This window comes from Kribbella sp. NPDC059898 (assembly GCF_042730855.1).
Lineage (GTDB): Bacteria > Actinomycetota > Actinomycetes > Propionibacteriales > Kribbellaceae > Kribbella.
This window is the reverse complement of the sequence record NZ_JBHWKR010000019.1, coordinates 60,348-75,159: the sequence shown is the minus strand read 5'-3', so window position 1 is coordinate 75,159 and position 14,812 is coordinate 60,348. Positions and strand designations below refer to the sequence as shown.

The 14,812-nt window shown below is 69.4% G+C and carries 14 protein-coding genes; 6 read left to right on the top strand and 8 right to left on the bottom strand.

Annotated features, from left to right (window positions below; genetic code table 11):
• Positions 1 to 92: 92 nt before the first annotated feature.
• Complete coding sequence (locus ACFV9C_RS39190) at positions 93 to 1,511, top strand: PLP-dependent aminotransferase family protein (RefSeq protein ID WP_380202058.1); 1,419 nt, start codon at positions 93 to 95, stop codon at positions 1,509 to 1,511.
• Here the strand turns inward: ACFV9C_RS39190 and ACFV9C_RS39185 are convergent.
• The 5 genes from ACFV9C_RS39185 to ACFV9C_RS39165 are packed head-to-tail and all read right to left on the bottom strand — an operon-like array spanning position 1,497 to position 6,921.
• The gene (locus ACFV9C_RS39185; protein ID WP_380202056.1) at positions 1,497 to 2,456 is read right to left on the bottom strand and encodes an ABC transporter ATP-binding protein; all 960 of its coding nucleotides are present in this window, start codon (positions 2,454 to 2,456) and stop codon (positions 1,497 to 1,499) included. The two genes, ACFV9C_RS39190 and ACFV9C_RS39185, sit on opposite strands and share 15 nt — an antisense overlap.
• Positions 2,440 to 3,426: an ABC transporter ATP-binding protein gene (locus ACFV9C_RS39180; protein ID WP_380202054.1), complete on the bottom strand. Its 987-nt coding sequence runs from the start codon at positions 3,424 to 3,426 to the stop codon at positions 2,440 to 2,442. The genes ACFV9C_RS39185 and ACFV9C_RS39180 overlap by 17 nt, the downstream gene beginning before the upstream one ends.
• Entirely contained in the window at positions 3,423 to 4,307 is an 885-nt protein-coding gene (locus ACFV9C_RS39175; RefSeq protein ID WP_380202052.1) for an ABC transporter permease, read from the bottom strand. Before ACFV9C_RS39175 ends, ACFV9C_RS39180 begins: the two co-directional genes overlap by 4 nt.
• A complete protein-coding gene (locus ACFV9C_RS39170) occupies positions 4,307 to 5,311 on the bottom strand; it encodes an ABC transporter permease (RefSeq protein ID WP_380202050.1) in 1,005 nt (334 codons plus the stop codon). The genes ACFV9C_RS39175 and ACFV9C_RS39170 overlap by 1 nt, the downstream gene beginning before the upstream one ends.
• Complete coding sequence (locus ACFV9C_RS39165; protein ID WP_380202048.1) at positions 5,308 to 6,921, bottom strand: ABC transporter substrate-binding protein; 1,614 nt, start codon at positions 6,919 to 6,921, stop codon at positions 5,308 to 5,310. Before ACFV9C_RS39165 ends, ACFV9C_RS39170 begins: the two co-directional genes overlap by 4 nt.
• A gap of 183 nt (positions 6,922 to 7,104) precedes the next feature.
• Here ACFV9C_RS39165 and ACFV9C_RS39160 point away from each other — a divergent pair, with 183 nt between their 5' ends.
• Entirely contained in the window at positions 7,105 to 8,097 is a 993-nt protein-coding gene (locus tag ACFV9C_RS39160; protein WP_380202046.1) for a LacI family DNA-binding transcriptional regulator, read from the top strand.
• Positions 8,098 to 8,139: 42 nt separating this feature from the next.
• Here the strand turns inward: ACFV9C_RS39160 and ACFV9C_RS39155 are convergent, their stop codons facing one another.
• Both ACFV9C_RS39155 and ACFV9C_RS39150 read right to left on the bottom strand, forming a co-directional pair.
• On the bottom strand, positions 8,140 to 9,381 hold the full coding sequence (locus tag ACFV9C_RS39155) for a putative glycoside hydrolase (RefSeq protein ID WP_380202044.1): 1,242 nt from the start codon (positions 9,379 to 9,381) through the stop codon (positions 8,140 to 8,142).
• Positions 9,382 to 9,407: 26 nt separating this feature from the next.
• On the bottom strand, positions 9,408 to 10,247 hold the full coding sequence (locus ACFV9C_RS39150) for a hypothetical protein (protein ID WP_380202042.1): 840 nt from the start codon (positions 10,245 to 10,247) through the stop codon (positions 9,408 to 9,410).
• Between the two features lie 75 nt (positions 10,248 to 10,322).
• Between ACFV9C_RS39150 and ACFV9C_RS39145 the strand changes: the two genes are divergently transcribed.
• Genes ACFV9C_RS39145 through ACFV9C_RS39135 form a run of 3 tightly spaced genes read left to right on the top strand, consistent with a single transcriptional unit; the run spans position 10,323 to position 12,653 of the window.
• Positions 10,323 to 10,676, top strand: coding sequence for a hypothetical protein (locus tag ACFV9C_RS39145; protein ID WP_380202040.1), 354 nt, complete (start codon positions 10,323 to 10,325; stop codon positions 10,674 to 10,676).
• A gap of 26 nt (positions 10,677 to 10,702) precedes the next feature.
• Positions 10,703 to 11,356 carry an SGNH/GDSL hydrolase family protein gene (locus ACFV9C_RS39140; protein ID WP_380202038.1) on the top strand — a complete coding sequence of 218 codons (654 nt, stop codon included), beginning with the start codon at positions 10,703 to 10,705 and terminating at the stop codon, positions 11,354 to 11,356.
• A gap of 10 nt (positions 11,357 to 11,366) precedes the next feature.
• Positions 11,367 to 12,653, top strand: coding sequence for a Gfo/Idh/MocA family protein (locus tag ACFV9C_RS39135; RefSeq protein WP_380202036.1), 1,287 nt, complete (start codon positions 11,367 to 11,369; stop codon positions 12,651 to 12,653).
• Between the two features lie 104 nt (positions 12,654 to 12,757).
• Here ACFV9C_RS39135 and ACFV9C_RS39130 read toward each other — a convergent pair whose 3' ends face one another.
• The gene (locus ACFV9C_RS39130; RefSeq protein WP_380202034.1) at positions 12,758 to 13,537 is read right to left on the bottom strand and encodes a glucosamine-6-phosphate deaminase; all 780 of its coding nucleotides are present in this window, start codon (positions 13,535 to 13,537) and stop codon (positions 12,758 to 12,760) included.
• Positions 13,538 to 13,655: 118 nt separating this feature from the next.
• Between ACFV9C_RS39130 and ACFV9C_RS39125 the strand changes: the two genes are divergently transcribed.
• The gene (locus tag ACFV9C_RS39125) at positions 13,656 to 14,792 is read left to right on the top strand and encodes an N-acetylglucosamine-6-phosphate deacetylase (protein ID WP_380202032.1); all 1,137 of its coding nucleotides are present in this window, start codon (positions 13,656 to 13,658) and stop codon (positions 14,790 to 14,792) included.
• Positions 14,793 to 14,812 lie beyond the last annotated feature (20 nt).

Sequence of the window (14,812 nt, the reverse complement as noted above, 5' to 3'; positions counted from 1 at the left end):
TTCGAAACCGATGCCTTCTATAGCCAGAGCGACGGAATTGGACTCTGTTTGTGAGCCAGGACGGCAAATTCTCAGCGGACGAGCTCGCGCGCATGCTGGTCGGGACCGGCGCCCGGTCCGGGCCGCTGTACCGGCAGTTGAGCGACAGCCTGGCCGAGCTGATCGGGCGTGGCGAGCTGCCGCCGGGCGCCAACCTCCCTCCGGAGCGGGCGCTGTCCACGGCGCTGACGGTCAGCCGTACGACGGTGGTCGCGGCATACCAGGCGCTCCGTGAGAAGGGGCAGCTCGAACGACGGCAGGGCAGCGGGACGCGGGTCGCGCTCGACCGCAACCGGGAGACTGTGTCCGGGCTCGCCGGCGACCACGCGTCGAGCCAGTTCCTGAACGGGCCGTTGGCAACGATCGACTTCGCCACCGCCGCGCTGCCCAGCCTCGACCTGGTCGCCGACGTCGCCGCGGGACTGACACGGGACGACTACCTGCGGTTGACCAGTACGCATCACGGCTACCACCTGCGCGGGCTGCCCGCCCTCCGCGAGCGGATCGCCCGGTGGTACAGCGATGCCGGTACGCCGACGGCGCCCGAGGACATCCTGATCACGTCAGGTGCCCAGCAGGCGCTCGAACTGGTCGCGCGCGGATGCCTGCAGCCGGGCGACGGCGTGGTCGTCGAGCAACCGACGTACCGCGGGGCCCTGGAGGCGTTCGCACGGACCGGGAGCCGGCTGCGGACCGTGCGGACGGACGCCGACGGGCTCGACGTGGTGGCGCTGGAGCGGCTGCTGACGAACGAGTCGCCGCGGCTCGTGTACGTGCAGGCGGCCGCGCACAACCCGACCGGTGCCGTCCTGTCCGACGACCTGCGCGCGCGGCTAGCGAAGCTGCTGGAGCAGCACGAGGTGGTGCTCGTCGACGACACCTCACTGGCCGGTACGGCGTTCGACGGCCGGCCGACGCCGCCTGCGCTCGGGACGCACGAGCGGCTGGTCACGATCGGGTCGATGAGCAAGCTGTTCTGGGGCGGACTGCGACTCGGCTGGATCCGCGCCGTACCGCAGGTGGTGTCCCGGTTCGCGCGGGTCCGCGGGATCACCGACCTCGGCAGCTCGCTGGTCGCGCAGGAGGTCGCGCTGCGGCTGCTCGACCACCGCCCGGCAGCCGAGGCGGAACGCCGTACCGCGCTGCCCGTCGGATTGCGGACGTTGACCGAGCTGCTCGCGCGGCACCTCCCCGACTGGAGCTGGCAGGAGCCGCAGGCGGGCGCGTCGCTGTGGGTCCGCCTCCCGCACGGCGACGCCACCCACTTCGCCCAGATCGCCCTCCGGTACGGCGTGGCGCTGCTCCCCGGCGCGGTGTTCTCCGCCGACGGCAGCACCGACCACCACACCCGCCTGCCATATGCGTTGCCGCCGGCAACGTTGACTCAAGGCGTCACGCGGCTGGCGCAGGCGTGGACCGACTACCTCAACCGCACCACGGTCGACGTCACGCTCACGTCAGCTGTCACTTAGCCAGCAGCGCGACCAATGACCGTTGGCAAGGGTGGTGACCGGCGGCGGCTTCTCGGTGCAGACCGGCATCGCGTGCGGACAGCGGGCCGCGAACGGGCAGCCCGCGAGCTCCTGCTCCCGGTCGACCGGCTCCGTAGGATTGTCGACAATCGGCAATCTACCGCGCTCGCTGTCGCGGTCCGGATCCGGCGACGACTCGAGCAGGAGCTGCGTGTACGGGTGCCGCGGGTGCTGCGTGACCTCCTCCGCCGGGCCGCCCTCGACCATCCGGGCCGCGTAGATCACGGTGATCTCGTCCGCAAGGTACCGGGCGCTGGCGATGTCGTGCGTGATGTAGAGCATCGCGAGCCCGTCCCGCGCGCACAGGTCCGCGAACAGCCGCAGTACGTCGAGCCGGATCGACACGTCCAGCATCGACACCGGCTCGTCCCCGATCAGCACGGTCGGGTCCGCGGCCAGCGCGCGGGCGATCGCGACCCGCTGCCGCTGCCCGCCGGACAGCTCGTGCGGGTACTTGTCGATGTACTGCTCCCCCGGCGTCAGGTTCACCCGTTCGAGCAGCTCGATGATCCGCGCGTCCAGGTCCCCACTCGCGCCGAAGTTCCGCAGCGGCCGGCCGAGGATGTAGCGGACCTTGTGCAGCTGGTTCAGCGAGGCGAACGGGTCCTGCATGATCAGCTGCACCTGACCGAAGTGCGCCTGCCGGTCCGCGCGCCGCCGGCCGCTGACCTCCTTGCCGCCCAGCTTGATCGTGCCCTCGGACGGCTCGTCCCCGAGCGCCAGGATCCGGGCCAGCGTGCTCTTGCCCGACCCGCTCTCGCCGACCAGCGCCACCACTTTGCCCGGCTCCAGCTTCAGCGACGCCGAGTCCACCGCGGTGAACCACTGACCGTGCCGCCTGCCGTGCAACGCCATCCGCTTGGTGACGTCAATGGCCTCCAGCATGGCCCACCTCCTGACGGTCGAGAAGCAGACAGGCAGCCTGCGTACGGTCGCGCTCGATCAGCAACGGCAGCGTCTCCTTGCAGTCGTCGACGCGCTGCGGGCACCGCGGTTCGAAGGCACACCCAGTCGGCAACCGGCGCAGGTCGGGCGGCGCCCCGCCGATCCCGCGCAACTCCCGGCGCGGACCGTGCAGCGACGGGAACGAGTCCCGCAGCCCTTGGGTGTAAGGATGTTTCGGGTCCCGGTAGATCGCCGACGCGTCGGCGATCTCGACCGCGCGACCGGCGTACATGACCATGATCCGGTCGGCCAGCTCGACCAGCAGCGACAGGTCGTGCGTGACGAACAGGACCGAGAACCCGAAGCTCGCCTGCAGGTCCTTCAGATTGTCGAGGATCTGCCGCTGCATCACCACGTCGACCGCGGTGGTCGGCTCGTCCATCACCACCAGGTCCGGCTCGCAGGCCAGCGACAGCGCGATCGCGGCCCGCTGCCGCATCCCGCCGGACAGCTCGTGCGGGTAACTGCGGACCCGGTCGCGCGGGATGCCGACCAGTTCGAGCAGTTCCCCGGCCCGGTCCCACGCCGCGGCGCGCTTCATCGGCCGGTGCGCGCGGATCGCGTCGGCGAACTGCGTGCCGACCCGCATCACCGGGTTCAGCGAACTCATCGCGCTCTGGAACACGACGGCCAGCCGTTCCCAGCGCAGCTCCCGGAGCTCCCGCGGCGTACAGCCGAGCAGCTCGACCGGCTCGCCGTCGGCGGGCCGGTAGGTGACCGTACCGCCGGCGATCCGCGCGGGCGGGCGCTGCAGCCGGGTGATCGCGGTCATCAGCGTGGTCTTCCCGCTGCCGCTCTCGCCCAGGACGCCGAAGATCTCGCCGCGGCCGACGTCGAACGACACCTTGTCGACCGCGCGCACCTCTTCGCTGTACTCGACCACCAGGTCGCGGACTTCGAGCAACGTCATGCGGTCACCGCCTTCCGCTGCTTCTTGGCTGTCCGTGCGGAGGTCCGGAGCGTACGGCGCCGTGGGTCGGACAGCTCGTCGATCCCGAAGTTGACCAGGCCGGCCGCCGTACCGACCAGCGCGATGCCGAGGCCCGGCGGCAGGAACCACCACCACGCACCGGTCTGCAACGCGCCCTGCGACTGCGCCCAGTACAGCATCGTGCCCCAGCTGACCGTGTTCGTGTTGCCGGCGCCGATGAAGTCCAGCCCGGCCTCCGCGGCGATCGACCCGACCACCGCGAACAGGAACGTCGACGCGATCACCGGCGCCAGATGCGGGACGACCTCCAGGAACAGCACCCGCGTCTGCTTGTCACCGGAGTACTGCGCGGCGGCCACGAAGTCGCGGTTCCGCAGCGACAACGTCTGCGCCCGCTTGACCCGCGCGCCACCGGCCCAGCTGGTCAGCCCGATGATCAGCGCGACCGCCGGCCAACCGCCGCGACCCCTGGTGTAGCTCGCGATCAGGAGCAGCAATGGCAACCCCGGGATGACCAGGAAGATGTTCACGAACCCGGTCAGCGCGGCCCCCGTCTTGCCCTTGTGGTACCCGCTGACCAGCCCGAACAGTACAGCGAGGAACGTCGAGATCGTGCCGCCGACCAGGCCCACGAACACCGACACGCGCGTACCCGTGATGAACTGCGCGAACACGTCCACGCCGGACGACGTCGTACCCAGCCAGTGCTCGCCGGACGGACCCGCCATCGGCGGACCCGCGTGCAGCTTGGTCGGCGACTGGCCGAGCACCCCGCTGACGAAGTACGGACCGAGGACGGCGATCAGCAGCATCACGCCGAGGACCGCCAGTCCGACGGTCACCTTGCGGTCGCGGGCCATCACGACACCTCCCGGGTGCGGGGGTCGATCAGTACGTAGAGCGAGTCGACCACGAAGTTCGCCGCCAGCACGGTCAGCGAGATGATCAGGAACAGGCCCTGCATCAGCGGGTAGTCGACGTTCACGATCGCCTGGTTGAGCAGGCTGCCGAGGCCGGGATAGTTGAACACCATCTCGGTGAGCAGCGAGCCGCCGACCACCATCCCGATCGACACCGCGAAGCCGCTGATGCTGGGCAGTACGGCGTTGCGTGCGGCGTACGAGAACACCACGCGATGCCCCGGCAGGCCCTTCGCCTGCGCGAGCAGCACGTAGTCCTCGTTCACCACCGACGCCATCATGTTGCGCATGTGGATCATCCACCCGCTCACCGAGGTCAGCACGATCGTTGCGGCCGGCAACATCGCGTGCCGGACCGCGCTGCTCAGGAAGTCCGGGCCGAACCCGGGCACCAGCCCGAGGTCGGCGCCGCCGGACAGCGGGAACCAGCCGAGCGTGAACGCGAACACGTACGCGAGGATCAGCGCCACCCAGAAGTACGGCATCGAGTGCAGGAAGATCGACACCAGGCTGCCGACCGAGTCGAGCGCCTTCCCCGGCCGCCAGCCGGCCACGATTCCGAGACCGGTGCCGAGCACGAACGCGATCACGGTCGCGCTGCCGACCAGCAGCAACGTCCAGAGGAAGCCGGACTTCACCACCGCCGACACGGTCGCCGGGTAGAACGAGATCGACCGCCCGAAGTCCAGGTGCACGATCCCGTTCAGGTAGCCGACGTACTCGTGCCACCACGACTGCCCGCGGGCGCCGCCGAACAGCCGGTGCACCAGCTCCTCCTGCTGCTCGGACACCGGCCCGAGCTCGGACATCTTGAACAGGATCGCCGACGCCGGATCGCCCGGCATCAACCGCGGCAGGACGAAGTTGATCGTGACAGCGGACCAGGCCGCGATCAGGTAGAACCCGATCCGCTGCACGAACGGCGTACCGAGGAACCGGGTCATGCCGGCTTCAGCGAGAGGAACATCGTGGCCGCGAACACACCGCTGATCGCGCCCGGGTCCGGCGTCGTGTACGGGTCCTCGGCGCTCGGCCAGCCGGTCCAGTGCTCGGTGTTGTACATGTACGGCGTGCCCTTCACCGACACCGGGACCACCGGAAGCTGGGTGAGCATGATCTGCTGCAGCGGCTTCGACGCCTGCAACTGCGCGTCCGGCGCGGCCTGCGCGAGCGCGCCGAGCGCGGCCTCGGTGGCGGGGTCGTCCCAGCCGACCACGTTGGTCTTCGACTTCTTCGACAGCATCTTGTTGTAGAACGTGTACGGGTTCGTCCCGAAGGTGAACGCGTCGCCGTAGATCGCGTCGAAGTCGCGCTTGTCCTCGTCACCGGTGTAGGCGGCCGACGGTACGCCGTTCACGGTCGCGTCGATGCCGACCGCGGTCAGCTGCGACGCCAGCTCCTGCGTGTACGCCATACCGTCCGCGAACGCGCTGACGGTGAGGATCTGCAGCTTCAGCTGCTTGCCGTCGGCACCGATCAGCTTGCCGCCCTGCTCTTTGTAGCCGGCCTGCGCGAACTCGGCCAGCGCGGCGGTCTTGTCCGGCTTCAGCGGGTCGCGGTCCTTCGCGTCGATCCACTTCGACCAGGTGCCCTGGTACAGCCCGGTCGGGCCGACCGGCTGGTAGACGCCCGGGTTGTACGCGTCGGTGACCGCCTGCCGGTCGATCGACAGCGCGATGCCCTTGCGGACGTGCACGTTGTCGAACGGCTTGCGCTTCAGGTTCAGCATCAGCGGCTTCATGCTCGCGTAGACCGGCCAGAGGTGGTTCTGCGCCGCGTTCTTCTGCACGTACTGCGTCTTGACGTCCGGGATCCCGGCGTACGCGAGGTCGACCTCGTGCCGGACCAGCTGCTGTGCGAGCAGGTTGGTGTTGCTCGTGGTCACGTAGGTGATCTGCGGAACCGGGACCTTCTGCTTCCAGTAGTCGTCGCGTGCCTTGAACGTGGCCTGTTGGCCGGTGACCTGGCCGAGCGTGTACGGGCCGGAGCCCATCGGCTTGAGGTTCGTGTCGGTGTCCGGGTCCTTGCCGGTCCAGACCTTCTTCGGCACGATCACGGTCCGGCCGAGATCCTGGATCGCGGCGTACGCCGGTTTGGTGAACGTGAGGTGCACGCCGTCGGCGGTCTTGGTCACCTTGTCGACCGGCAGCGCCAGCAGTTCGTGCTGCTTCAGGTAGTCGAACGTAAAGATCACGTCGTCGGCGGTCAGCGCGCTGCCGTCGGACCATTTCGCGCGGTTGTCGAGCGCGAGGTCGATCGCCTTCCCGCCGGGCGCCCAGGTGTACTTCGTCACCAGGCTCGGCATGAACTCGGACGCGTGCGCGGTGTTGAAGTCGAACAACTGCTCGTAGATCAGCCCGATGGTGCCGCGCAGGGCGTTCACCGAGAACGGGTTGAAGTTCGGCTGCAAGGTCGGCTGCGAGTACGCCGCGACCGTCAGCGGCGGGGTCTTCGCGGCCCCGCCGGTGGCGCCGGCGCCCCCCGAACAGGCCGTCACGGCGGACAGCAGGGCCAGACCGGCCACGACCGCTGTCAGTTTCACTCTGGAGCGCACGGGATCTCCCTTCGATCCACGGCCGGACCGGCCGGGGTGTGATGAGACTGCCAACGTTTGCAGCAAGAGTCAACGGTTTGCAGTGGAAACTCCTCCAAGTGGTTACAATCAGGGTGCAGAGGAGCGGCAATCGTTTGCGCTACGATGCCATGAACTATCCGTACGCGACTTGGGGAGCTTGCCTTGGCTGTCACGCTGGCGGAGGTGGCCGCAGCCTGCAACGTGTCGACGTCGACCGTGTCGCGGGCGCTGACCGATCCGGAGAAGGTGAACGCCGAGACCCGGGCCCGGATCGAACGGGTCGCCCGGCAGCTCGGCTACGCGCCCAGCCGGGCCGGCCGGTCCCTGGTGTCCGGGCGTACCGACACCGTCGGCCTGGTCGTCCCGGACATCGCGAACCCGTTCTTCCCGCCGATCATCAAGTCGGTCCAGGCGCGCGCCCGCGACAAGCGGTACGCCGTACTGATCGCGGACACCGACGAGCACGTGGCCGACGAACTCGAGCTCGCCCGCGGGCTGAGCCGGCAGGTCGACGGCCTGATCCTGGCGTCCCCGCGGACCGCGCCCGCCGAGCTCACCCGGCTGGCGCAGCAACTCCCGGTCGTGTTCGTGAACCGCGAGGTCGAAGGCGCCGGCAGTGTCGTCATCGACGAGAACGAGGGCATGCAGGAGGCCGTCGAGCACCTGGTCTCCCTCGGCCACCGCCGGATCACCTATCTGGCCGGCCCGCGCCGTTCCTGGTCCAACCAGCAACGCCGCGATGCCCTCGCCAAGGCCTGCGCCGCCAACGACGTGGAGCTGCGCGAGCTCGGCCCCTTCGAACCGCAGATCCAGGCCGGCATGCGCGCCGCGGACCTGCTGCAGTCCTCCGAGGTGGCCGCCGCCATCGCGTACGACGACCTGATCGCGCTCGGCGTGATGTCCCGCCTCACCGAACGCGGAATGCAGGTGGGCCGCGAGATCAGCGTCATCGGCATCGACGACAGCCCGCTCTCCACGGTCACGCACCCGATGCTGACGTCCATCCACGTCCCCGCCGCCGAGCTCGGCTCCGCCGCTGTGGACCTCCTCCTGAACCAGCTCCACGACGAGGAAACCCCGACCACGACGGTCAAACTGGAAACCCGCCTGGTCATCCGAGGCTCCACCGGCATTCCCCCAGAAGCCCTCAGCTGAGAAACGCACCGCTCCCGGAGACGGGAGCGGTGCGTTCTGGTTTCAGGAGTGCTTCAGGACGAGGCCGGTGTTGGCGGGGACGGTGATGGTGCCGGAGTACTGGACGCCGTGGAGGTCGGTCCAGGTGCCGGCGGGGAGGTTGAGGGCGGCGGGGGTGGATGAGGTGGGGTTCACGACGGTGAGGCCGGACTGGTACAGGCGGGTCCAGAGGGTGGGGCCGCGGTGGACCGGCGGGGTGATGGCCTTGCCGAGGTCGGCCGACATTTCGGGGATCTCGTTGAAGCCGGCGTAGTCCTTGCGGCCGGTCGACTCCAGCATCGCGGGAGACTCGCGGTACAGCAGGTAGTTGGCCACGACCCACTGACGCTGCTCGGGTGTCGCCTGGTACCAGTAGTCGGTGGGGAGCTTGTTCATGATCACCGACGGCTTGCAGCGGTGCCGGCGGAGCAGGTCGAACATGATCTGCCACTCGTCGTCGACGACGTTCTCGACGCGGTGCACGGTGAAGCCCTGCTCGTTCAGCCAGATGTCGGAGATGTCGATCATCTGATCGAGCGCCGCCAGATACTCCGGCGACTTGTCCTGGAACTCGTCGTGCAGCGACCCGTTGAACGTCAGGTTGAACGCCACCGACGCCCCGTGCGCGTGCGCGTAGTCACGCAGGTACCGCAGCCAGTCGAGCACGTCCGCGACCCACGCCGGGTCCTTCGGGTCGGTGCCGAACTGCTGCACCCAGTTCCCGTCCTTGTCGTAGTGCCCGCTGACGTGAAAGTCGTTCCGTACGCCGATGTTGTCCACGGCGATTGTCTTGAAGCCGGCGGCCAGCGCCGGATCGATCAGGTTCGTGGTGAACCACTGACGTACTTCAGGGTTGCTAATGTCGATCGGCGTGTACACCTGGTTGTTGAACTCCCACGCCGGCGTCGTCCGGTCGGGGGTGTACTCGATCCAGTCCGGGTGGTTGGTCTTGAACCACTCCGGCGTGTACTGCCGCGCCGGCGCGTTCCGGAACGCGGTCACGTACGAACTGGCGAGCACGCCCGAAGGCTGCGCCGCCTTCAACGCGCCCCAGACGAACCCGACTCGCCCCGCGTACACCGACGGATCCGGCACCTGCCGGTCGAACACCTGCGCCTGCAGTACGCCGTGATCCTGCGTCACCGGCAGCGGTACGCCGGACGCCGCGGGCGCACACGCACCACCCGCACTGTCGGGCTCAGCCGCTCGAGCCGTTGACGTGAGCATTCCCAGGCCGACGGCGACGATCACCGCGGCCGAAGACATTCGGCGGACTCTCATGAACATTCCTCTCACTGAGCTAGAACGCTGCCCGAGTTGGGCGCAAGGGACAGTTGCCCGGACACCGTCCGACCGTGCAGATCGGTGAAGGTCCCGGACGGAAGCGTGACCACCGCGGTCGCGGTGGACGAGGGATTCACCAGCGTCAGACCACGCTGATAGGCACGCGTGTACGCGCCGGACGCGTCCTGCACCGGTGCGGCCGACGGGGTGCCGACGTTCGTGTGCAGCTGCGGGCAATCCACCCACACGTGGTACTCGCCGAGTCCGCAGAGCGTCATCATGCTCTTCCGCTCGCGGTACAGCAGGTAGTTCGCGACCGCCCAGTCGAGCTGCGCCTGGGTCGCGGTGGCGAGCGTGTCCTCGGTCGTCTGGTTGATCGCGAAGTGCAGCGTCTGCGCCGCGACCTGCCGGGTGAAGTTGTACTTGTTCAGCCAGGCGGCGTCGTTGTAGTTCCCCGGCCGGTGCACGGTGAAGCCCTGCTCGTCGACGTACACGTCGACCAACCCGACCGCCTCGAGCATGTCGGCCAGCACGACCGACCCGTTCCAGGTGATGTTGGCGGCCAGCCCGATGCCCAGGCCATGCAGCCGACCTGACAGGTACGACAGCCAGTCCAGTACGGCGCTGGACCAGGCGGTGTCGACCCGGTCCCCGGAGTACTGCTGGATCCAGGTGCTCCCCCGCCAGTGCCCCGAACTGACGAACGCGTTGAACGTTCCGACGTTGTCGAGGGCAATGATCGGGTAGCCGGCGTCGATCTTCGGCTGGATGAACGCGTTCCAGTATAGGTCCGGACGTCCGGGTTCTGGAAGTCGATCGGAACGTACGTCGTGTTGGAGAACTCCCACGCCGGCGTGGTCCGATCCGCCAGGTACACCACCCAGTCCGGGTGATTGGCCTGGTACCACGCGAGCGTGTGCGTCTTGTCGAAGTCGCGGAACGCCGGCATGTACGCCGACGGCACCGCGCCGGCCGGTTGCGCGAGGCTGGCGGCGCCCCAGACGAACTGGACCAGCCCGGCGTACACCGAGCGGTCCGGGATCGAGTTGTCGAAGACCTGCCCGCGGCCGATCCCGTCGGCGGATGGGTTCGGAAGGGTGAGAGCGGACGCCGCGGCGCGGGCCGGGGTCGTCGTACCTGCGGCGAGGAAGGCGGTGGCGGCCGTCCCGGCCAGCAGACTGCGGCGGGTGATTCCGGAGCTGTCGTTCATGGGCGGACTCCTCTGTGACGGAGGGGGTGCGCTGGACGATACGGACTGCAAACGTTTGTCGCAATAGCAGAGAATGTTGCTATCGTGGTCGCCATGGCTAACCGCACCGGAGTCGAGGCCGCTTTGCGGTCGGACGAACCGATCCGCTGGTCCACGATCGGCGACAGCATCGCCCAGGGCGCGCACTGGACCGGCGCCGAGCGCGACTACGTCCAGCTGCTCGAGGAACGCGTCCGCTACGAGCTCACCCGGTACGGCGACTCGTTCGTCCGCTGGGCCGTCTCCGGCGCCAACACCGAGGACACCCTCGGCCGCCTCCCGGCCGCGCTGGACCTCGCGCCCGACTTGGTCGTGATCGGTGTCGGCACCAACGACGCGAAGGCCGGCGCGGACGGCGTCGCCGCGTTCGCCGAGCGCTACAACACCTTGCTGACCACGATCCTGGACACCGGCGCGCTCGTCGTCGCGCAGACGCCGACCGCGGTACTGCGCACCTGCCGGTACAACCTCGGTGACCACCTCCCGGCGTACGCCGACACCATCCGGACCGTCGCCGCGGACCACGACGTACTGCTGGTCGACCACTTCGCGCAGTGGACCACGGCCGGCGACGGGTGGGCGCCGGCGGAGTGGATGGCCGACCCGACGCACCCGGGCGGCCGCGGCCACCGGGTGATCGCACGCACGCTGTTCGAGAGTCTTGGCCTGTATGCCGCCGACAGCGCCTGCTGCCGGCTGCTCGACTGAAGGAGCCCCGATGCCCGCCATCCGCCGGTACGCCGTGTGCGGTCTGTCCGCCCGCGGCCTCGCCAGCTTCGTCCTCCCGATCCTCGGCCTGACCGACCGCACCGCCGAGGGAGGCTTCGGGTACGGCGCCGACGAGGACGACCTCTCGCAGTACGCCGAGGTGGTCGCGATCGTCGACACCGACGCGGACCGGGTCGCCGAGTTCAACGCCTCGCTCGAAGCGCCCATCCCGTACTTCGCGGACTACGACGAGATGCTGAAGACCGTCGTACCGGACGCGGTGATCGTCACCTCGCCGGACCACACGCACGCCGAGTACATCCTCGGAGCGCTCCGGCAGGACATCGACGTGATCACCGAGAAGCCGATGGTCACCACCGCGGCCGCCGCGCGCGAGGTGCTGGAGGCCGAGCGCGCGTCGGGCGGGAGCGTGCAGGTGACGCACAACTTCCGGTACGCCGCCGCGCACCGCGAGGTGAAGCGGCTGATCCAGAGCGGCACGATCGGCCGGGTCACGCGCGTGGTGATGGACTACCACGTCGACCTGCGGCACGGCGCGAGCTACTTCCTGCGCTGGAACCGCCGCCGTGAGCTCTCCGGCGGCCTGCAGGTGCACAAGTCGTCACACCACTTCGACCTGCTGAACTGGTGGATCGGTGAGGCACCCGAGGAGATCTTCGGGTACGGCGCGCTGAACTACTACGGCGCGTCGAGCCCGCACCGGGCGCCCCGGGCCGAGGACCCGTACTTCCTTGCCCAGCACGGATCCGGCGTCTTCCCCGACGGGGCCGACGTACGGGCCGGACTGTTCGGGCTGCACTACCCAGGCCAGTACCCCGCCGACCGGCAGCTCTACATCTACGACGACGAGATCGACGTCGAGGACACCTACAGCGCCGTCGCGCGCTACCCCGGCGGGGCGATGCTGACGTACTCGATCGACTTCTCCAGCACCTGGGAGGGCTTCCGGCTGAGCGTCGCCGGTACGCACGGATCCATCGACCTGCTGCACGGTCGCACGGTCGAGGGCGCCGCCCTCCCCGACTCGGACCGGATCAGGGTCGCCGAACTCTTCGGCCCGGCCCGGGAGATCGAGGTCGCCGCCGAACAGGGCGGCCACGGCGGCGCCGACCCGCGGATGCGGCACGACCTGTTCGCCGGCCCGAGCCCGGAGTCCGTCGAACTGGGCCTGCTCGCCACCAGCACGGAAGCGGCGTACGCCGTGGCCATGGGCGACGCCCTCATCCAGTCCTTCACCACCCACCGCCCCGTCAACCTTCCCGCCCTGCTCGCGTAGGAGTTGCCCCCTCAACTGGAGGCTTGCCCCCCGAGATTTTCAGTGGGCAACCCTCCAGTGCAGGGGATCTCCCCTGGACTGGAGGGTTCGCGGACCGCGGGTGATCAGGCGGTGGCGGGGAGGAGGTCGAGGGAGGCGGCGGCGGACGCGCCGTCCAGGTAGAGCTTCGCGTGCGGGGTACGGCGGAGGATCGTCGACGGGCAGGTGGCGTCGATCGGCAGGGTCAGCGTGTTGCGGACGGCGGCCGCCTTCCGCTGCTCGGGAGCGACCACCTGTACTTCGCGGGCGCTGAGCAGGGCGGGCACCGTCAGCGAGATCGCCGTCGGAGGCACCGCGGCGACGTCCGGGAAGTGTCCCTCGCCGACCTGCTGCCGCAGGGATTCCGGGGTCAGCGTGATCTGCTTGACCCACCGCGGGTCGTCGAAATCCGCCTGCCCGGGCTCGTTGAACGCGAGGTGCCCGTTCTCCCCGATCCCCATACAGGTCAGGTCGATCGGCGCCGCCCGCAGCAACGCCTCGTACCGCGCGCACTCGGCGTCGACGTCGGCCGCCTCGCCGTCGATGTACTCCACCCGCGCCGGGCCGAACGGTTCCGCGATCCGCTCCCGGATCCAGCGCCGGAACGACGCCGGGTGGTGCGCGTCGATGCCGACGTACTCGTCCATGTGGAAGACGGTGACCTTCGACCACGGGACGTCGTACCCGCTCAGGGCCGTGACGAACGCGAGCTGCGAGTTTCCGGTGGCGATCACGACCCGGGCGGCGCCGCGCTCGGCGACCGCACGGGTGAGCACCTCGGCGGTGCCGGCGGCGGCCGCGGCGGCCATGTCTGCGGTGGCGGCGAAGACTTCGAGGCGGAGGTCCTCGATCTGGGTGACGGACACGATCTGCTCCCTCGGGACGGTGATAGGCTACAAACGTTTGCAGCAAACTAGCAGGTTTTGCCGTCAGTCCCAAGATGTAGTTATCTGGTCCGGTACCCCGAGCCCGTGGAGGCGCACTGTGACGAGTGAGGTCCTGGAAGGCCGTACGGCGGACGGCCGCGGCGTGCGGGTGCGGTACTCCCCCGCCGGCATCGAGGAGGTCGCCGACCACCCGTCGGCGCCGGACCTGCTGCTGATCCCCGGCCTGGTCGACATCCAGCTCAACGGGTACGGCGGCCTGGACGTCAACGACCCGTCCGCCAACGCGCTGCCCGCACTCGTCCGCGCACTCTGGGCGCAGGGCGTGACCACGGTCGTCCCGACGATCATCTCCGCCGACGACGCCACCACGACGACGCTCGTGAAGACGGCGGCCGCGGCCCGCGCGAACGATCCGGTCGTGCGGTACGCCGTACCCGGTCTGCAGCTCGAGGGTCCGTACATCTCGTCCGTCGAGGGTGCCCGCGGGGCGCACGACCCGGCCGTGATCCGGGACCCGGACACGGGTGAGTTCGACCGCTGGCAGGCGGCCGCCGACGGGGCGATCGCGATCATGACGATCGCCCCCGAACGCACCGGCGCGATCGAGTTCACCCGGCACCTCGCGGCGAACGGCGTACTGCCGTCGGTCGGCCATTCACTAGCGAGCGCCGCGGACGTGCACGCGTTCGCGGCGGCCGGCGGACGGTTGTCGACGCATCTCGGCAACGGGCTTCCGGCGCAGGTCGACCGGCACCGGAACCCGATCTGGGCGCAGCTCACCGAGGACGCCCTGACCGCCGGATTGATTGCCGACGGCCACCATCTCCCGGCCGACACGTTCGTCGCGCTGGTCCGCGCGAAAGGCGCCGAGCGCTGCGTCCTCACCAGCGACGCCGCGGCGCTCGCCGGTTGCGCGCCGGGCGATTACCAGACGGCGGTCGGCGGCGCGGTCACCGTCACGTCCGACGGCGGCCTCCGCCTGACCGGTACGCCGTACCTCGCCGGCAGCGGCGCCTCGCTGCTGGACTGCCTCCGCTGGGCCGCGAAGCACCTCCCGCTGGACATCGCCGTGACGATGGCGACCACCACCCCCGCCAACCTCCTGGGCCTCCGCGACCGCGGCCGCCTCGAACCCGGCACCCGAGCCGACATTCTCCAGTTCACCCCGACTCCCACCAGCCCCCTCGGCACCCTCAACGCGATCGTTGTCAACGGCTCGACCGTCAGCCACTAGTTGCCACAGGCAACAGTCAA